The organism is Streptococcus mitis, from assembly GCF_905187535.1.
GTDB lineage: Bacteria > Bacillota > Bacilli > Lactobacillales > Streptococcaceae > Streptococcus > Streptococcus mitis_BS.
On record NZ_CAJJIE010000028.1, the window covers coordinates 49235 to 66679 of the forward strand.

20 protein-coding genes, 1 tRNA gene and 3 pseudogenes are annotated in these 17445 nt (G+C 37.0%); 16 read left to right on the top strand and 8 right to left on the bottom strand.

All coding sequences use genetic code 11. The annotated features are described in order from the left end of the window. Positions 1 to 21: 21 nt before the first annotated feature. Positions 22 to 1164, bottom strand: coding sequence for a hypothetical protein (locus JQ841_RS03655; RefSeq protein ID WP_203180138.1), 1143 nt, complete (start codon positions 1162 to 1164; stop codon positions 22 to 24). Between the two features lie 732 nt (positions 1165 to 1896). Between JQ841_RS03655 and JQ841_RS03660 the strand changes: the two genes are divergently transcribed. From JQ841_RS03660 to JQ841_RS03685, 6 genes are all read left to right on the top strand, one after another. Beyond that, positions 1897 to 2193 (top strand): hypothetical protein, encoded by a 297-nt coding sequence (locus tag JQ841_RS03660; protein ID WP_203180139.1) that lies wholly within the window; start codon positions 1897 to 1899, stop codon positions 2191 to 2193. A 10-nt stretch (positions 2194 to 2203) separates the two neighbouring features. Next, positions 2204 to 2854, top strand: coding sequence for a hypothetical protein (locus JQ841_RS03665; protein ID WP_203180140.1), 651 nt, complete (start codon positions 2204 to 2206; stop codon positions 2852 to 2854). Then, positions 2838 to 3572 carry a type IV secretory system conjugative DNA transfer family protein gene (locus JQ841_RS03670; RefSeq protein WP_203180141.1) on the top strand — a complete coding sequence of 245 codons (735 nt, stop codon included), beginning with the start codon at positions 2838 to 2840 and terminating at the stop codon, positions 3570 to 3572. Before JQ841_RS03665 ends, JQ841_RS03670 begins: the two co-directional genes overlap by 17 nt. 106 nt (positions 3573 to 3678) lie before the next feature. Beyond that, entirely contained in the window at positions 3679 to 4935 is a 1257-nt protein-coding gene (locus JQ841_RS03675) for a replication initiation factor domain-containing protein (protein WP_203180142.1), read from the top strand. 1 nt (position 4936) lies between these two features. Further along, complete coding sequence (locus JQ841_RS03680) at positions 4937 to 5269, top strand: DUF771 domain-containing protein (RefSeq protein ID WP_203180143.1); 333 nt, start codon at positions 4937 to 4939, stop codon at positions 5267 to 5269. A 43-nt stretch (positions 5270 to 5312) separates the two neighbouring features. Then, positions 5313 to 6455 (top strand): tyrosine-type recombinase/integrase, encoded by a 1143-nt coding sequence (locus JQ841_RS03685; RefSeq protein ID WP_203180144.1) that lies wholly within the window; start codon positions 5313 to 5315, stop codon positions 6453 to 6455. A gap of 50 nt (positions 6456 to 6505) precedes the next feature. On the opposite strand, the gene JQ841_RS03690 is transcribed toward JQ841_RS03685, so the two are convergent. Further along, positions 6506 to 6578, bottom strand: a tRNA-Lys gene (locus JQ841_RS03690). Between the two features lie 264 nt (positions 6579 to 6842). After that, entirely contained in the window at positions 6843 to 8114 is a 1272-nt protein-coding gene (locus tag JQ841_RS03695) for a replication-associated recombination protein A (protein ID WP_203180145.1), read from the bottom strand. Positions 8115 to 8522: 408 nt separating this feature from the next. Here JQ841_RS03695 and JQ841_RS03700 point away from each other — a divergent pair, with 408 nt between their 5' ends. Both JQ841_RS03700 and JQ841_RS03705 read left to right on the top strand, forming a co-directional pair. After that, complete coding sequence (locus JQ841_RS03700; RefSeq protein WP_084888807.1) at positions 8523 to 8720, top strand: hypothetical protein; 198 nt, start codon at positions 8523 to 8525, stop codon at positions 8718 to 8720. Between the two features lie 2 nt (positions 8721 to 8722). Further along, entirely contained in the window at positions 8723 to 9049 is a 327-nt protein-coding gene (locus JQ841_RS03705; RefSeq protein WP_084888805.1) for a hypothetical protein, read from the top strand. Positions 9050 to 9082: 33 nt separating this feature from the next. Here the strand turns inward: JQ841_RS03705 and JQ841_RS09905 are convergent. The 4 genes and pseudogenes from JQ841_RS09905 to JQ841_RS03720 form a co-directional block, all read right to left on the bottom strand. Further along, a pseudogene (locus JQ841_RS09905) lies at positions 9083 to 9276 on the bottom strand (CPCC family cysteine-rich protein); the annotation flags it as partial. A 214-nt stretch (positions 9277 to 9490) separates the two neighbouring features. Continuing rightward, a pseudogene (locus JQ841_RS09910) lies at positions 9491 to 9700 on the bottom strand (CPCC family cysteine-rich protein); the annotation flags it as partial. Continuing rightward, positions 9686 to 9877 (bottom strand): annotated as a pseudogene (locus JQ841_RS03715) (CPCC family cysteine-rich protein); the annotation flags it as partial. The pseudogenes JQ841_RS03715 and JQ841_RS09910, both read right to left, overlap by 15 nt. A gap of 15 nt (positions 9878 to 9892) precedes the next feature. Continuing rightward, positions 9893 to 10108 (bottom strand): hypothetical protein, encoded by a 216-nt coding sequence (locus tag JQ841_RS03720; protein ID WP_203180146.1) that lies wholly within the window; start codon positions 10106 to 10108, stop codon positions 9893 to 9895. Between the two features lie 398 nt (positions 10109 to 10506). Between JQ841_RS03720 and JQ841_RS03725 the strand changes: the two genes are divergently transcribed. The 8 genes from JQ841_RS03725 to pepF all read left to right on the top strand — a co-directional run bounded on the left by JQ841_RS03725 (position 10507) and on the right by pepF (position 16790). After that, complete coding sequence (locus tag JQ841_RS03725) at positions 10507 to 10686, top strand: type II toxin-antitoxin system HicA family toxin (protein ID WP_001132279.1); 180 nt, start codon at positions 10507 to 10509, stop codon at positions 10684 to 10686. Positions 10687 to 10722: 36 nt separating this feature from the next. Further along, positions 10723 to 11175: a type II toxin-antitoxin system HicB family antitoxin gene (locus JQ841_RS03730; protein WP_044814671.1), complete on the top strand. Its 453-nt coding sequence runs from the start codon at positions 10723 to 10725 to the stop codon at positions 11173 to 11175. 292 nt (positions 11176 to 11467) lie between these two features. Further along, complete coding sequence (locus JQ841_RS03735; RefSeq protein ID WP_045592523.1) at positions 11468 to 11938, top strand: DUF3013 family protein; 471 nt, start codon at positions 11468 to 11470, stop codon at positions 11936 to 11938. A 9-nt stretch (positions 11939 to 11947) separates the two neighbouring features. Then, positions 11948 to 12373 carry an NUDIX hydrolase gene (locus JQ841_RS03740; RefSeq protein WP_203180147.1) on the top strand — a complete coding sequence of 142 codons (426 nt, stop codon included), beginning with the start codon at positions 11948 to 11950 and terminating at the stop codon, positions 12371 to 12373. Positions 12374 to 12376: 3 nt separating this feature from the next. Beyond that, a complete protein-coding gene (locus JQ841_RS03745; protein ID WP_203180148.1) occupies positions 12377 to 13273 on the top strand; it encodes a GIY-YIG nuclease family protein in 897 nt (298 codons plus the stop codon). Between the two features lie 14 nt (positions 13274 to 13287). Next, positions 13288 to 14238: a 50S ribosomal protein L11 methyltransferase gene (gene prmA / locus JQ841_RS03750; RefSeq protein WP_203180149.1), complete on the top strand. Its 951-nt coding sequence runs from the start codon at positions 13288 to 13290 to the stop codon at positions 14236 to 14238. A 1-nt stretch (position 14239) separates the two neighbouring features. After that, a complete protein-coding gene (locus JQ841_RS03755; protein WP_203180150.1) occupies positions 14240 to 14983 on the top strand; it encodes a 16S rRNA (uracil(1498)-N(3))-methyltransferase in 744 nt (247 codons plus the stop codon). A 10-nt stretch (positions 14984 to 14993) separates the two neighbouring features. Next, positions 14994 to 16790 (top strand): oligoendopeptidase F, encoded by a 1797-nt coding sequence (pepF, locus tag JQ841_RS03760; RefSeq protein WP_203180151.1) that lies wholly within the window; start codon positions 14994 to 14996, stop codon positions 16788 to 16790. Between the two features lie 168 nt (positions 16791 to 16958). Here pepF and JQ841_RS03765 read toward each other — a convergent pair whose 3' ends face one another. Then, positions 16959 to 17348, bottom strand: coding sequence for a nuclear transport factor 2 family protein (locus JQ841_RS03765; RefSeq protein WP_143952430.1), 390 nt, complete (start codon positions 17346 to 17348; stop codon positions 16959 to 16961). Positions 17349 to 17445 lie beyond the last annotated feature (97 nt).

The window sequence follows — 17445 nt, forward strand, 5'->3', positions numbered from 1 at the left end:
TAAAAATAAATATTTTAATAATTATTTATTGTTTTCTACATCTTCAATTATGCTTATCAAACCCCTCTCTCTCATATATACTTCAAAATCTTCCATACTCATCATATGTTCTGTATATTCAGTTATGCTTGTAAAACCCATCTTTCTCATATATACTTCAAACTCTGCCTCTTCATCTATAATAGCAAGTAAATAAGTTTTAAACTTGATAAGTAATTTATGGGGTGAAGGTGATTTAATTTCTGTTTGAAGTGTATCATTAATCTGATTAATTACATTAGAGGTTAAAAATTTCTTATTTCTTATCTCTTTAGGTAATTTATTTTGTAGTTTTGGTTCTAGTTCAATTTTTAGGTATTTTTTAAGATTAAAAACTAGTTCAAGTATTTCTACTAGGATAAGTAGAGACTGTGTAGGGAGTATATTTAAAAAATTATAGATTGTATTTAGTGATTTTTCTTTATTAAAAGATGCACTATTAAAATCTTTACTAGACTCAACATTTTTAAAGTTTTCAATTAATCCATCAATTAGCTTAGCCCATGATTTTATATCTAAGTCTACTATTGTTTGATTGATATCAAGAAATAAATGTAGTGTTAGATTTTTTCCAGATAATTCAGAAGAATATTGAATAATAGAATTAGATATTATTTCCAAATTCCTTGGTTCTAATTCTTTAAAAAATGATTGCAGTAAATCTAGTTTATCACTTCTATTTATAGGATAACTGAGACTTTTTGGCAAATCGATTAATCCTTCATAGATACGAAATTCATCGAACAGTTTGAAAGACGTTGCTATGTTACGTATATGTTTTATGTAAACTTCCTTTGTTTTTCTCGTTCTAACTTTATTTTGGAAATTTTTAGAACGTTGAATCCAGTTATATAACGTTTTTTCAGAATTCGGAGCATCTCCTTTAAAATATTCATCAAGAAATGCTCTATCCGTCAGATCTTTATTGTCTTCTCTCAGTATTCTGACTATAGTATAGAAAATATTGACGTTGCTAATAAATTTAGAAAATAATTCGTTGTTTTCTAAATTACGGTAGTCACTTTTTTTTTTCATCTTATTGAATAAGTGATTAAGCAAAATTCTATTACTTTCATCACTTCTATATAGTAAAAATTCATTAAAATTATTTTCTTGGGAAATCATGACCGATACTCCTTGTTTGTTATTTTGATTATCATAACATAATCTGATTTGAATGCAATGTAAAATAAGAGAAGTATTTTTATATGAATAAATTTTTATTTTACTGAATTACATTTTTGTTTTGGGTTAAAATAAACTTGTAAAATACATTTAGTGTTTTACAAAATCTATAGTAAAGAGGATGTGGTTAATATGAAGTAGAAGAGCTATATAATTTCACTAATACGTGCTTCTATATAATAGAATGTTTTGATTATAACATAACCTGAATTGAATGCAATGTAAAATAAGATAAGTATTTTTATATAAATAAATTTTTATTTTACCGAATTACGTTCTTGTTTTGAGTTAAAATAAGCTAACAAAATACATTTAGTGTTTTCAAGATCTATAGAAAGGATGTGATTAATATGAGGTAGAAGAGCTATATAATTTCACTAATACGTGCTTCTATATAATAGAATGTTTTGATTATAACATAACCTGAATTGAATGCAATGTAAAATAAGAGAAGTATTTTTATATGAATAAATTTTTATTTTACTGAATTACATTTTTGTTTTGGGTTAAAATAAACTTGTAAAATACATTTAGTGTTTTCAAGATTTATAGAAAGGATGTGATTAATATGAGGTAGAAGAGGTATGTAATTTCGCTATTTTCACTACTATGTGATTCTCTACATATATTAGTAGAAATGTTAATGAATAGAGATAGAAATGAGTGTTAAGAATGGAGTTTTTAACATTACAAACAGTTGGCATGTTATTAGGTGTCTCAGACACTAAGGATTACAATTCAGGTAGTATTATTGGTGCGACTTTGCAAGTTGGTAGTCGTACAGAAAGTGGAAGGTTTGCAACACATTCAATTAAAGTTATGAATGTAAATGCTAGCGACTTTATGAAGTATCTGGATAGTGTAGTTACGTTAACAGTTTCAAATGCTACAATTAGCGCGTACAGCTCAGGTAATAGTGCTTCTTTGTCAATTAAGGCTGACTCTGTAAAAGTCTCTCAAGCTAGCTGAGGTACTTAATATGTTTAAAAATAAGTATAGAGTAGCAGTAGATTATTTCAAAAAACGTACAGAGTTAGAGAAGTTTTTGTTAATTCTTGTGTCGTTAGCTTTATTTATTGGCTTTATTTATGCTTTACCAGCTATTTTGGATCTTTTATTTAAAATGGTTGTCTTACTGCTTATAGCGTTACCGTTTGCTGTGTGGTTTGGTTTGAATACAAAACTAGAAGAAGTTTACTATGATAATAGCAAACTTTCTCTGTGTTTCAAACAAATTGTAAGTAGACTGGATTCAGACTCTAAAAATCGTTACCTTCTTCAAAGCTGGAAAGCAGTTCGAGCGAGCAAGAAAAAAACCGCAAAAATTATTGAAGTAGTGTGTGTGACAGATTCAAATGTTAAAGATTTCAACGCTAATCAAATTGAAACTCAAATAAGTATTTATTTGTTAGAGTTCCTTGAAAGTCATGGTATGACTTCCACAAACGCTAAAAGTTTTTCGTGTCAATCAGTATCAGTAGCTGAGTATAATAACGTGAACTATCTATTTATACGCTTTTTGCTTGCTGTTAATGGGAATGAAGCTAGTTCTTTCAAGAAAGAATTGGATGTATATAAAGCTAAACAAGAAAAAATAGTGCAGGTAGAGGATAGTGATTTCAGTAATTAATGCTGTACTAGATGCTGAGTTATTGAAGAGAGGAATTCACTTTCCTCTCCCAATAGATGTAAAAAAACCACATTTAGCAATTTTTGGTTCGAGTGGAAGCGGTAAGACATATGCAAGTCAGTTACTACTTGCAAAAGCAGTTTTGAGCTCTGCAAAATTAGTTGTCGCAGACTTTAAAGGAGATTTAGAGTTTTCATTTCTTGACAATCAGGAGCATTTTTATAGATTTGAAAGAGTAGGATTGTTCTTTGATTTTGTATCTGATACTTTGTTGAAAAACAGGCAATCTGGACAAGACGAAAGTAGAAGTCTAATCATATGTTTTATTGATGAGATGAGTGCGTATTTTACGATGCTAGAAAAGAAGGAACGTGATACTAGGATTAGACAACTTTCAAGAATTTTGATGCTTGGTAGATCTTTTAATATTCATGTTTGGATTAGTCAGCAAAGACCAGATGCGGAATATTTTGGTAAGTCGAGAGAAAATATACATAATATTCTACTTCTTGGGTCATTCAGTAAAGAAGTATTAAATATGTTAATAAGCGATGAGAAAGATGTAGTAAATCGTAAACATTCTAGAGGTAGGGGATATCTCATTAGCTCTGGAGAAGCAACTAAAGAAATAGTTGTTCCGATTTATAATGTAGCTAAAGTTCAGAGCAAGATTTTAGAGGGTATGTATAAGAGTAGTGAGGCAGTTGACTCTGAGTAGCCCGTGGCGAAGCAGAATGTCTTACTGCCTCGCTCGGCTCTGCCGAGCAGTAGGGGGATATGTAATGACCCCCGTTCCGTAATAAAGATAAGTGAGGATTTATAAGATGAGTATATTTAACATTGTAGACGTTTTAAAAGAACAGGACTCAGCTAGTAATACGGGAGAGAGAAATCCTGTTGTGATTGCTTCTATTGATGAAGTAACATTTGTGATAAAACCAACAGAAGACACAATTGGTGATTATCCCTCACACTGGTACCAGATTGCAACTGAATTAGTGGGTACAGTAATTGATAAGTTGTCATTAGACAGTTTATTTGGAGAGGTAATAAATGTATCTACACCACCTGCAGGCTATACAAATGCAGTTAGTTTTAAAAACTTACCACACTATTTTTCAATTGCATTTCATGAGACAAATTTTGTGATGGGGATAGTTATAAAATTTTCTGCCTCAGCATTAGCATACTATCGCGATATTTTCAAAGAATACTTTGGAGAAAGTATTGATGTGCATGGGATGTCTAAACTACTTGATGAACCTTACTGGGAATTAAGAATAAGTAGGATTGATCTGGCGATTGACTACTTCAATTTTGATATGAGTGTTGATGAGTTATATAGGGGGATTAAAGGCAGTAGCATTATTTTAAAAAATCATAGAGGAATAAAAAACACTTCTAAGATTGTTGCTACTGAAGTAGATAATGTAGTTAACACTATCTACTTTGGTTCAAAAAAGAAGAATAGTAATGCATTATTGAGGGTTTATAACAAAAAACAAGAGCAACTTGATAAGCATGGAAGGTTTTTACATTTACTGACTCTTTGTAATTCGTGGGTTAGGTTTGAGGCAAGTTATAGAGGAAATTTTTCTAATCAGATTTTGAAGCAACTATTGACTGTGAATAATGAAGAGGAGTTAGGAGAATTAGTTGCAAATAAAATGATTGACAAGTATTCATTTTATGATGCTGAGACAAATGAACCGATTGAGTTTACTAAGTATCTTGAGCATACACAATCGTTATACGCAGGGTTGAAGTCGCTATCTAGTAGGAATAATGATTTAATGTCTACAATTTCTCATATAATGAAAGGAAGTGGTTTTTTCCCACTGATAAAAAAAGTTGAGAGTATTTGGGGGATTGAAGCAAGAAATAAATTCATTATTCGATTGATACAGGAATATGAACGTCACTATAATCCTAATCAGGATGTAGATCTGTGGTTAAAAAAATTTGCTACAGAACTGTCAAAAATACCATTTGATAGTTTTCTAGAGGATTCTTTGTCAGTGTATTATAAAAACACGAAGATGAAAAGAGGAAAAAGTAGTTTTGAGGTAGTGGAGAAATAAGATGGATAAACTGGTTGTCGATTTAAAAGGGGTAGTTATACAGCTTCCTAATTCTCATGTTATCGTTAATCGTGATGAATATGATGATTTGAAGAGAAATGCGGATAAAGGTAAATATATGACTTTGAAGCAATTGCTTACGTTGTTATCAGTATCACGTCCGTGGCTTCTTGATAATGTATTATATAACCCAAAAATCCGTAGAGAAATTGATGTTGAATTAAATCCAAAGGGTTTTGTTAAATATCCTGAGAACCAAGGTGGACGCTACTTCTTTTTGGCGAGTAAAACAAAGCAATGGTTTGAAGAAAACTTTAGAGAAATTATGGTATAATAGCTTTGGCAAAACCTTGGTTATCTAATGAAAGAGGTAACTAATGGCAACTTTTAGACAACGTACAAAAGGTGGAACATGGGATTATAGAATTGTAGATAGCGATAAAAAACTTGTTGCATCCAAAGGTGGATTTAGAACGAAGAAGGAAGCAGAGAAAGAAGCTCTAGCTATTGAATTAAAGTTAATGTCAGGTGCAAAAATTAATTCGCAGGCTAGTTTGTATGACTTGTGGGAGGAGTGGCTTGATATTGTTGTTAGACCACTTGGTAAAAGCGAGTCTACGATGCTTAGACATAAGAAGAGAGGAGACTTGATAAAGGAGCTTTTTCAGGATAGACCAGCAACTTCTATCCGATTTAGTCAATATCAACGGGCTTTGAACTCGTATGCTGAAAGAGTTACAAAAGATACTGTAGCGCGATTAAACTCAGAAATCCGGAAAGTCGTTCAGTTTGCTCAACGTGACCAATTAGATATAGTTGATTTTACTGATGGTGCGATTATTTCAGGGATGAAGAAAAGCAAGACAACTGACGAAAAATATATTGACAATATTGAAGACTATTATAAAATTTTAGTTCATTTAAAAAGTCAGCTCAATTACAGTAAGTCGGTGATTCCTTATCTTTTGTTTGTTTCTTTTAAAACAGGGATGCGTTTTGGAGAGATTTTAGGTTTAACTTGGGATTGCATTGATTTTGAAAATCAAGTAATTCACACTTATAGGCGCTACTATAATTATAAATGGAGACCACCTAAAACGGACACATCTGTTAGAGATGTACCCATAGATGAAGAAACATCTGATGTTTTGAAATTATTAAAGAAAGAACAAAAGATTGTCTATAGAAATCAAGGTATTAAGGAAAAAGAAAATTTCCTCTTCTATGATACTGTGTATGGAGTTCCTAGTAACAATGCTGTAAATCAAAGCTTACAATCGATACTAAAAAAACTAGAAATTTTTCCATATAATTTAACTGCTACGGGTATAAGGCATACTTATGCGAGCATGTTGCTTGCTAAAGGAATTGATATATGGGTTGTTGCTCATGTAATGGGGCACAAAAATATAAAACAGGTAACAGAAACATATGGTCATCTTTTGAAAGAGAAGAAAGAAAAAGAACATCAGATTATTCGAAACCTTTTAAGTGAGTATCCGTTGGTAGAACAAAAGTAGAACAGATACGAAAAAAAGCCTTTAGAATAAGGCTTTTAGGCACTAAATTATGCCCCCTACAGGGATCGAACCTGTGACCCACGGATTAAGAGTCCGCTGCTCTGCCAGCTGAGCTAAGGAGGCAAAGAAAAAAGCTGTATTGGTGCCGAAACTTCACGGTTTGTATTGAACCCGCGCAATTAAGCAGGTGGGCAACTCGCTCTAACTGAAGCTGTTTCCGTGTGAGACGGCCTACATGCTGTTAGAAGACTTTTGTTTCCCTAATAATACAAAAAATAGTCGGTCAACACTTAAGTGTGAAGTCGTACACCACAGCGTTTCTATGTTTATATGATACCACTTTTTCAAAAAAAATCAAGAGGAAAGTGCAATTTTTTGAAAAGGATTTCAGATTTTTCGCAAACGGTCGATAGCTTCCTTTCTTTGAGACAAAGCCCGTTCATATTTACCAGTATCTTCTGCTTGGAAATAGTGATGATTACGAATTTTTTCTGGCAGATAGTCTTGCTTGACCCAATTTCCAGGATAGTTGTGTGGATAGAGATAGTCTTGGGCATTCCCCAGTTCCTTGCTTCCGCTGTAGTGTCCATCACGCAGGTGTCGCGGAATAGGCAAGTGCCCTGATGTTTTGAGGTCGGCAAGTGCCTTATCCATAGCTACATAGGCTGAGTTGGATTTTGGAGAAAGGGCCAAATCAATGACGACATTGGCAATGAGAATGCGGGCTTCTGGGAACCCAATCTTTTGGGCAGCATCCAGAGCAGTCACGGTGTGAATCTGAGCTTCAGGATTGGCTAAGCCGATATCTTCATAGGCGATAACAGTCAAGCGACGAGCGAGACTTGGCAAATCACCAGCCTCAATCAAGCGGGCAGCATAGTGGAGACTGGCATCCACATCTGAGCCACGGATAGACTTTTGCAGGGCTGAGAGAACATCATAGTGGCCATCTCCATCCTTATCCATGGTAATGTAGCTACGCTGTAGGCTATTTTCCATGATGTCTAGGGTGATATGGCGGATGCCCTTGTCATTCTCAGGGGTAGAGAGGACAGCCAAGTCCAGTGAGTTGAAGGCAGAGCGAAGGTCTCCGTTTGTAGAGGTAGCAATAAAATCCAGCGCATCCTCATCTAGTTCTACTGGAAAATCAAAACCACGCTCAGGGTTACTTAGAGCTATTTGCAGAGCCTCTTTGATGTCTTGGTTAGACAGAGGTTCCAACTCAAAAATTTGAACACGGCTACGAATGGCAGGAGTGACAGAAAAGAAAGGATTTTCAGTCGTAGCGCCAATCATGATGACCAGTCCACTTTCCAAGAGTGGAAGAAGAAAGTCTTGCTTGGTCTTGTCAAGACGATGGATTTCGTCTAGTAATAGGACGAGGCCACCAGAAAATTTCGCCTCTTCGGCGATTTCTTGCAGTCGTTTTTTACTATCAACTGTCGCATTGAAAGTTCGAAAGGCATACTTGGTCGTCCCTGCGATGGCAGAGGCAATACTGGTCTTGCCGATTCCCGGAGGTCCATATAGAATCATGGAAGACAGGCGGTTGGCTTCCACCATGCGACGGATGATTTTTCCTTGTCCGACCAGATGCTCCTGGCCGATGACCTGGTCGATGGTTTTAGGGCGCATGCGAAGCGCGAGATTGTCTGGCATAGCAGTCCTTTCTAACGTGGATTTTAGTTTCATATTTTTTGAGTAGAATAACTCATCTAATATATCTTACTATGTCCATTCTAGCCTATTAGTTGTGATATTTCAATGGTTTTGTAATATTCAGGGTGTGAGATAGAATCTTTTTGACTATTTAATTTAATGAGGAGAGGCATCAGCATGAGATAATGGATTTCCCTTAAAACTCAAAATAGGATAGTTGAGCCTAAAGAAGTGGAAGTGCTGACTTGAGAAATAATATTGCTAAATGTTATTGCATGAACTATAATGAAAAGAGAGGTGATAAGTAGTGGAAATAATGGAATTACCAAGTTAGGAAGTTTTCTTGGTAAAGTACATAGTAGATATAAATTTAGATAGCAATATTTGAAAAGGAGAAAATGGAACTAGATGAATACTTCAAATTCAAAGCTACTTGAAAATAAGTCATTTATGGAACTTGACGGACTAGTTGGTTTACCAAATGGAGTGAAATCAGCACCTATGAAATACAATCTTGGAAAAATTAACAAATATTTAAACGAAACAGGAAAAGAATTTAAAGAACTGACTGTTCTGGAACTAAAACAATTTGAGAGAGTTAAATAAAGATGGGACTAGATAAAAGGTTTGTGGAGAAAGCCTTTGCCAGTGGCAAAGATAGAGTGAATAGAGCGATTTTTGTAAAACCTGAAGAGCTTATTGAACTATCTGATGAAGATTTAAGTTATTTTGGGGAAGGTATTTTTTATTGCTTACCTCGTAGCAAATTTGTAGAAAGTCATAAAGATGAGATTAGAGAGAAATACAATCTTTCTAACGAATTACCAAAGATAAATGGCATCTATTTAGGGATTTTTTTAAAAATGAGGTCATGGGATAGAATTAGAAAAACCAAACCAAGCTTAAAAGAAATTATAAACATGGTTGAAAAGTGAAATAGTAGCTATATATTTTATATTATTGGAATTCCCTTTTGCGTAAGCTTCTTTGGCTTCTGCAAGTGTCATTTCATTAGGGCCGCCATCTATATTAGTTTCTCCTGTATTTTGCCACTGACAGACGTCAAGATGTCATACACTGCTGTAACAGTCCCACATACTGGACAATGGACATATTTGCTACCGTTAATAATGATTAAATTCTCTTTTCCAGTCTTATTCATTTAAGGTTACTCCCAACACTATACAAATATATTAGCTATTTCAATACACTACTTTTTCAATATCATTGATTGTAATTGTTATGGTATCCCAGTCTTTCGGGGAATCTCCTATGTCAGCAATAAAAGTATCTTCACTTAACTTTTCGACAATTGTCGCCGTTTGACCGTTTTTTAACAACACTGTATCAAATTCTAGAATTTTTACGATTTTTCTCCTTGCGTAAGCTTCTTTGGCTTCTGCGAGAGTCATCTTGTTAGGGCCACCGTCAATATTTATAATACCCGTATTTTGCCAACGACAGACGTCACAGATATCATAGTCCATAACTTCAGTTCCGCAAACAGGGCAATGTAGCCATAAATATCCATCAATTACCCAAGTCTTTTGTGATTCATTTATGTCGTTTTTCCTTTTATAAGCCATTTTCGCTTCAGCAAGCGTTATTTTATTAGGACCGCCATCGATATTAAATGCTCCCGTATTTTGCCAATGACAAACATCGCAAATATCATAAGTTTCTACTAAAGTTCCACATACAGGGCAATGCACATGCTCCCAACCATCAATGAAAATTAAATTCTCTTTTTTAGTTTTATTCATGATAAATAACTCCTGTTATTTTGTAATACCGTTTTGAGTTAACTCTATTGATATGATTTCAGATTCATTAAATCCAACATATGGATATTTATCTGTTCCTATTGTAATTTCATCATAGAGTTCATCTTCCGTATCAAGTTTCCCTGTAAAGCTATTACAATGACCCTCTAAAATTTGCCCGTCAACAAAAACAATCCTAATTTCTTTACCTAAATATTGTTCTAAATTCATTACTGATTTCCTGTCCAATATTATACTTCAAATCAAGGGATATTGCTAATGAGTAAAGTTTGGTAAATGATAAAACAGTTTATTTGACAGTGCAAGTTTCTCGTCTGCCGAATGTATTGATTTAGTAGTTTTTGCTAGTCTTTTATAAAAATCGTAATATAATTTTGGGTGATAATCATTTTTTAATGAAGAGAGGAGAAGTAATGTTAAGATTCAATCGCGCCACTTCTAGTGGGTCGAGAAAAGCAGGAACTCTGATAGTTCTGCCTATCCGTTTATATAAGGCTTCCCTTAGAACCACATCTAGGGGCTTTTATGTATAAGAGAATAATAAGTATCACACCTTTACAATACGTGTAGCACGTGTTATAATGGTGTTGTCAGGAGGTAAAAGCGCTATGCCTATGACACAAAAAGAGATGGTTAAACTCCTTACGGCCCATGGTTGGATAAAGACCAAAGGCGGTAAAGGCTCCCATATTAAAATGGAGAAGCAAGGGGAAAGACCTATCACAATCCCTCATGGTGAGCTGAATAAGTACACTGAAAGAGGGATAAGAAAGCAAGCTGGGTTGTAAAATTCAGCCCCTGCTTTTTAATATGGAGGTAGTGAGATGTTAGTTACGTATCCAGCTTTATTTTATTATGACGATACAGATGGAGCAGAAGCGACTTATTTTGTTCATTTCCCAGATTTTGAATATTCAGCTACACAAGGAGAGGGGATTTCTGAGGCTCTGGCTATGGGGTCAGAGTGGTTAGGTATAACTGTCGCAGATTTGATAGAGAGTGATGGAGATTTGCCCCAGCCATCAGATATCAATAGCTTGTCTTTAATTGATAATGATCCTTTTAAAGATGATGAAGATTTCGTGTCAACCTATGACTTTGATAAATCTTTTATTTCTATGGTATCTGTTGATGTATCAGAGTACTTAGGAAGTCAGGAACCAATTAAAAAGACCTTGACCATACCAAGATGGGCAGATAAGTTGGGACGAGAAATGGGACTGAACTTTTCTCAGACTTTGACAGACGCTATTGCAGATAAGAAAATACAAGCATAAGATTAAGTGTGACATCGTGGGAATAGTCAATAAAAAAAGCACTCCTAATTGTGCTGGTTACTTGTCTATTGATCCTATAGATTTGCTAGCCCTTTCGAGGGCTTTTTGTGTTGACTTTTTGGAAAAAATAAGGAAATCAACCGTTTAAGAAAATCACTGATACCAAGGGATTAAATGAGGTAATATGGTATAATTAGGACATAAAATAATTTTGTGGTAAGATGGTAGTATCTATTTTAGCATATTTCCGAGCAATCGGGGCGATTTAAGAGTCGCATAGAAAGAGGATAAAATGGCAACTTATGGATTTTTAGATGTTTTAGAGGAAGAGTTGGAGAAGAACTTTCCCTTTGACTTTGAGATTAGTTGGGACAAGCGTAATCATGCGGTTGAAGTGAGTTTTCTATTGGAAGCGCAAAATGCTACTGGAGTGGAGATGGTAGATGAAGACGGAGAGGTTTCATCAGATGATATCCTCTTTGAGGAAGCAGTACTCTTTTATAATCCTGCCAAGTCAACAGTGAATGAGGAAGACTATTTGACGGTTATTCCTTACCTACCTAAAAAAGGATTTTCTCGTGAATTTTTAGCTTATTTTGCGCTATTCCTTAAAGATACTGCTGAGGTTGGACTAGATGCCCTCATGGACTTTTTGGAAGACCCAGAAGCAGAAGAATTTGTCATGGAATGGAACCAAGAAGTCTTTGAAGAAGGAAAAGTAGGTTTGGAAGAGGGAGAGTTTTATCCTTATCCGAGATACTAGGAGTTTGACATGGAAATAGAGATTTCTGATTTCACAGGCTGTAAGATTGCTTTGTTTTGTGGGGATAAGCTCTTGACTATCTTACGCGATGATAAAGCAAGCATTCCCTGGCCCAATATGTGGGAACTGCCCGGTGGGGGACGAGAGGGGGATGAAAGTCCTTTTGAGTGCGCGGCGCGTGAAGTTTATGAAGAACTGGGAGTTCATTTGACTGAGGATTGTCTGCTTTGGAGTAAGGTTTATCCAAGCATGCTTTTTGAGGATAAACAATCTGTATTTCTAGTCGGTCAGTTGACACAGGACCAATTTGACCAGATTGCATTTGGAGATGAAGGACAGGACTATAAGTTGATGAATGTCGAGGAATTTCTTAGCTCCAGTCAAGTTGTACCTCAGTTGCAGGATAGAGTGAGAGATTATATGGAGGAAGTTTGATAAATGGCGAAGCGTAGCAAAAATATCAATATGTTTCTCATGGATGGTGAAGTGACTGGAAAAATCAAATGTACTTTGTCAAATTGGACGGGAGTGATTTACAAAATACCTCGTATTCAGTTGGGAGATTTAAAGTCGCGTGATGAAATGAAACAAAGTGGTATTTATTTCTTATTTGGTCGAGATGAAGATAAACAGAAAGATGTGACCTATATTGGTCAGGCGACAACTCGGAAAAATGGTGAAGGGGTATTGTTGCGAATTCAAGAGCATACTCGCGATACTCACGCAGATTATTTTAATGACGTCATCATTCTAACAACTCAAAATAATTCTTTTGGTCCAACAGAAATTAGCTATTTGGAAAATAAATTTACTCAACTTGCTAAAGAAGCTGGTCGTTACATTGTGAAAAATGGGAATGATCCAAATCCTGGTAATGTAACTGAGGAAAAGGAATCTGAACTGGATGAAATTGTTGAAAATACGCTAATGATTATTGGAACTTTAGGTTATCGTGTTTTTGTTCCAATGACAAAGAAAGTTAGTCAAGATTTGACTGATAATCATTCAACCTATCTTTATTTAAAGCGTAAAACTAAGAAATCTAACAAAGTAATAGAAGCAACTTGTGAACGGACAACTGAAGGTTTTGTTGTTTTAGACGGAAGTCAAGTAGAAATAAAGGATTCTCCATACCTTCCAGCAAGTTTAAAAGAAATGCGTCAGAATTTAATAGCTTCTCGGGTCATTCAAGATGGAGTGTTAAAGGAAAAACAACTCTTTTCTAGCCCTTCTTATGCAGCAGCTTTTTTGCTGGGTATGCAAACGAACGGTCGAACTGATTGGAAAGATCAGGATGGAAGAACTTTAAAAGAATTAGAAGAATTAATAGATTGATAAGGAAAAAATTTATGGAAACATGGCAAGAGTTAAAAGTTACTGTCAAGCGTGAGGGAGAGGAATTAGTCTCTAACCTCTTGATTGAGCTAGGAGCGCAAGGTGTTGCGATTGAAGATAGCATGGACTATGTGGGGAATGTGGACCGCTTCGGCGAGATTTTCCCAGAGGTTGAGCAACAGGAAGAGATTGTGGTGACAGCCTACTACCCTGAAACGGTTGATGTGGCAGTGGTTGAGGCGGACTTGCAGGCTCGCTTAGCAGAATTGACGGATTTTATGGATTTGGGAGAGGTCAAAATGGGGACGACTGCCTTGGCTGAGGAAGACTGGGCAGACAACTGGAAGAAATACTATGAGCCCGCTCGTATCACTCATGATTTGACTATCGTGCCGTCTTGGACGGACTATGAGGCAACTGCTGGAGAAAAGATTATCAAGCTAGATCCAGGCATGGCGTTTGGTACTGGGACGCATCCAACAACTAAGATGAGCCTTTTTGCCTTGGAACAGGTCCTTCGTGGTGGCGAAACGGTGCTAGATGTGGGGACTGGTTCAGGGGTTCTCTCTATTGCCAGCTCGCTGCTTGGTGCTAAGGAAATTTTTGCCTATGACCTAGATGATGTAGCAGTTCGTGTTGCTAAGGAAAATATTGAGCTCAACCCTGGCATGGAAAATATCCATGTAGCTGCAGGTGACTTGCTTAAGGGTGTGGAGATTGAGGCAGATGTGATTGTGGCTAATATTTTGGCGGATATCCTTATTCATTTGACACAGGATGCTTACCGCTTGGTCAAGGACGAAGGCTACCTGATCATGAGTGGCATTATCAAGGACAAGTGGGATATGGTTCGCGAGTCGGCTGAGTCAGCTGGATTTTTCCTTGAAACCCACATGATTCAGGGGGAATGGAATGCCTGTGTCTTTAAGAAAACCAAGGATATTTCCGGTGTGATTGGAGGCTAGCATGCAACAGTATTTTATCAAAGGCAGTGCTATCTCTCCTGTCACCATCGAGGACAAGGAAACCAGCAAGCATATGTTTCAGGTTATGCGCTTGAAAGAAGATGATGAGGTTACCTTGGTCTTTGATGATGGGATTAAGCGTTTGGCGCGTGTGCTGGATGTGGAAGCTCGTCAGTTTGAATTGGTAGAAAAACTAGATGACAATGTGGAGCTGCCTGTCCAAGTGACCATCGCATCTGGTTTTCCCAAGGGAGACAAGCTGGAGTTCATCACTCAAAAAGTAACAGAACTCGGTGCCAGCCAAATCTGGGCCTTTCCTGCTGATTGGTCGGTCGCCAAATGGGATGGCAAGAAGTTGGGTAAAAAGGTTGAAAAACTAGAAAAAATCGCCCTTGGAGCAGCCGAGCAAAGCAAGCGTAATTTAGTACCGAGTGTCACGCTTTTCGAGAAAAAATCAGACTTTCTAGCCCAACTGGACCAGTTTGACTCTATCGTAGTAGCCTATGAAGAGTCGGCAAAAGAAGGAGAAGCTGCTGCTCTTTTACAAGCAGTTACTAGACTCGAGAAGGGAGCCAAATTGCTCTTTATCTTTGGTCCAGAAGGCGGCCTGTCACCTGCGGAAATAGAAAGTTTTGAAGCTAAAGGAGCAGTCTTGGCAGGTCTTGGTCCTCGTATCCTACGAGCAGAAACAGCACCACTTTACGCTTTATCAGCCCTTAGTGTTTTATTAGAATTAGAGAAATAAGAGGAAGAAAATGGAACAAAAACACCGTTCAGAATTTCCAGAGAAGGAACTTTGGGATTTAACAGCCCTATACCAAGACCGTGAGGATTTCTTGCGTGCAATCGAGAAAGCTCGCGAAGACATCAATCAATTTAGCCGTGATTACAAGGGCAAGCTTCATACTTTTGAGGATTTTGAGAAGGCCTTTGCGGAATTGGAACAAATCTACATTCAGATGAGTCATATTGGCAACTATGGTTTTATGCCTCAGACGACAGACTATAGCAATGATGAATTTGCCAATATTGCCCAAGCTGGGATGGAATTTGAAACAGATGCCAGCGTAGCACTTACCTTCTTTGACGATGCCTTAGTGGCAGCAGACGAGGAGGTCTTGAACCGTTTGGGTGAATTGCCCCACTTAACGGCAGCTATTCGTCAGGCCAAAATCAAAAAAGCCCACTATCTAGGGGCTGATGTGGAGAAGGCCTTGACCAATCTAGGAGAAGTTTTCTATAGTCCGCAGGATATTTATACTAAGATGCGAGCTGGGGACTTTGAAATGGCTGACTTTGAAGCTCATGGTAAGATCTACAAAAACAGCTTTGTTACCTATGAAAATTTCTACCAAAACCACGAGGATGCTGAGGTCCGTGAGAAATCTTTCCGTTCCTTCTCAGAAGGTCTTCGCAAGCACCAAAATACAGCTGCAGCAGCCTATCTAGCCCAAGTCAAGTCTGAAAAACTCTTGGCAGATATGAAGGGCTACGACTCAGTTTTTGATTATCTTCTAGCTGAGCAGGAAGTGGACCGTGCTATGTTTGACCGCCAGATTGACCTCATCATGAAGGATTTTGCGCCCGTTGCTCAGAGATACCTCAAGCATGTTGCCAAGGTAAATGGTCTTGAAAAGATGACCTTTGCAGATTGGAAATTGGACTTGGATAGCGCCCTCAATCCTGCAGTGACTATTGACGATGCCTATGACTTGGTCATGAAATCGGTAGAACCTTTGGGGAAAGAATATTGTCAGGAAGTTGCTCGCTATCAAGAAGAGCGCTGGGTGGACTTTGCTGCTAACAGTGGCAAGGATTCCGGCGGTTATGCGGCGGATCCATATCGCGTGCATCCTTATGTTCTCATGAGCTGGACAGGCCGTTTGAGCGATGTCTATACCTTGATTCATGAAATCGGGCATTCTGGTCAATTCATCTTTTCAGACAATCACCAAAGCTACTTTAATGCCCACATGTCGACCTACTATGTTGAAGCACCGTCAACCTTCAATGAATTACTCCTCAGTGACTACTTGGAGCACCAATCTGACGACCCACGTCAAAAACGCTTCGCTTTGGCTCACCGTTTGACAGATACATATTTCCATAATTTTATCACTCACCTATTAGAAGCAGCCTTCCAGCGCAAGGTTTATACACTGATTGAAGAAGGGGAGACCTTTGGAGCAAGCAAGCTCAACAGCATTATGAAGGAAGTTTTGACAGATTTTTGGGGCGATGCCATTGAAATCGACGACGATGCAGCTTTGACTTGGATGCGCCAAGCTCACTATTATATGGGCTTGTATAGTTATACTTACTCTGCTGGTCTTGTCATCTCTACAGCTGGTTACCTCCATCTTAAAAACTCTGAGAATGGAGCTGAAGACTGGCTTAATCTCCTTAAATCAGGTGGTAGCAAGACACCACTTGAGTCAGCCATGATTATCGGTGCTGATATTTCAACAGATAAACCACTCCGTGATACCATCCAATTCTTGTCTGACACAGTTGATCAGATCATCGCTTACAGTGCCCAGTTGAGAGAGTAAATTAAAAGAGTCTGGGACAAAAGTCTAACCTTAAATATAAAAAGCGAACAAAACGAGTTATCTGACACTCAGAATTCTGTCTTGTTCGCTTTTTTTCTAATCTATCGATTTTAAAAATTTATAATAAAGAATTCCTAAAATCAAAATTTTTTGTCCTGGCCTCTTAAATTATCCCCAAAAGCTATCTTCTTCAGCTTGATCTGAAGAGAAGAGCCAAACTTCTTTGATTTTTCCGTCTTCAATGCGGAAGAGGTCAATCCCGTTCATATTGAGTTCAGTACCATCAGCACGTGTTCCAAGAAAAGTAACATTGGCTGCGATTAAATCCTTATTGTCAGAAACCCAATTTGTTACCACCTTAAAGGTTCCATTAGTTTTCTCAGCAAATGTAGCCAGGTGAGTTCCTAGCTTGTCCTTACCAACAACTGTACCAGATATACTATGATTACCAGGTTGATGCCAGACAATATCGTCTGCCATCGTTTCAAAGACACCAGGAAAGTCACCAGCAATTAAAGCTTGGTTATAAGCATTGAAAATTTCTAAGTTTGTTGACATATCTATTCTCCATTTCTTTTTTATGATATAATTGTAACAGTTACAAACAAAAAAACAAGTAGGCACTTTTTCGATAGCTAGTATCAAAAGTAGTACT

Excerpts from the sequence above, each read along its gene's own strand:
- JQ841_RS03695 (WP_203180145.1), bottom strand. The coding sequence starts at position 8,114 with ATGCCAGACAATCTCGCGCTTCGCATGCGCCCTAAAACCATCGACCAG.
- JQ841_RS03660 (WP_203180139.1), top strand. The coding sequence starts at position 1,897 with ATGGAGTTTTTAACATTACAAACAGTTGGCATGTTATTAGGTGTCTCA.
- prmA (WP_203180149.1), top strand. The coding sequence starts at position 13,288 with ATGGAAACATGGCAAGAGTTAAAAGTTACTGTCAAGCGTGAGGGAGAG.
- JQ841_RS03665 (WP_203180140.1), top strand. The coding sequence starts at position 2,204 with ATGTTTAAAAATAAGTATAGAGTAGCAGTAGATTATTTCAAAAAACGT.
- JQ841_RS03680 (WP_203180143.1), top strand. The coding sequence starts at position 4,937 with ATGGATAAACTGGTTGTCGATTTAAAAGGGGTAGTTATACAGCTTCCT.
- JQ841_RS03735 (WP_045592523.1), top strand. The coding sequence starts at position 11,468 with ATGGCAACTTATGGATTTTTAGATGTTTTAGAGGAAGAGTTGGAGAAG.
- JQ841_RS03740 (WP_203180147.1), top strand. The coding sequence starts at position 11,948 with ATGGAAATAGAGATTTCTGATTTCACAGGCTGTAAGATTGCTTTGTTT.
- JQ841_RS03700 (WP_084888807.1), top strand. The coding sequence starts at position 8,523 with ATGAATACTTCAAATTCAAAGCTACTTGAAAATAAGTCATTTATGGAA.
- JQ841_RS03705 (WP_084888805.1), top strand. The coding sequence starts at position 8,723 with ATGGGACTAGATAAAAGGTTTGTGGAGAAAGCCTTTGCCAGTGGCAAA.
- JQ841_RS03755 (WP_203180150.1), top strand. The coding sequence starts at position 14,240 with ATGCAACAGTATTTTATCAAAGGCAGTGCTATCTCTCCTGTCACCATC.
- JQ841_RS03685 (WP_203180144.1), top strand. The coding sequence starts at position 5,313 with ATGGCAACTTTTAGACAACGTACAAAAGGTGGAACATGGGATTATAGA.
- JQ841_RS03730 (WP_044814671.1), top strand. The coding sequence starts at position 10,723 with ATGTTAGTTACGTATCCAGCTTTATTTTATTATGACGATACAGATGGA.
- JQ841_RS03725 (WP_001132279.1), top strand. The coding sequence starts at position 10,507 with ATGCCTATGACACAAAAAGAGATGGTTAAACTCCTTACGGCCCATGGT.
- pepF (WP_203180151.1), top strand. The coding sequence starts at position 14,994 with ATGGAACAAAAACACCGTTCAGAATTTCCAGAGAAGGAACTTTGGGAT.
- JQ841_RS03765 (WP_143952430.1), bottom strand. The coding sequence starts at position 17,348 with ATGTCAACAAACTTAGAAATTTTCAATGCTTATAACCAAGCTTTAATT.
- JQ841_RS03745 (WP_203180148.1), top strand. The coding sequence starts at position 12,377 with ATGGCGAAGCGTAGCAAAAATATCAATATGTTTCTCATGGATGGTGAA.
- JQ841_RS03655 (WP_203180138.1), bottom strand. The coding sequence starts at position 1,164 with ATGATTTCCCAAGAAAATAATTTTAATGAATTTTTACTATATAGAAGT.
- JQ841_RS03675 (WP_203180142.1), top strand. The coding sequence starts at position 3,679 with ATGAGTATATTTAACATTGTAGACGTTTTAAAAGAACAGGACTCAGCT.
- JQ841_RS03720 (WP_203180146.1), bottom strand. The coding sequence starts at position 10,108 with ATGAATTTAGAACAATATTTAGGTAAAGAAATTAGGATTGTTTTTGTT.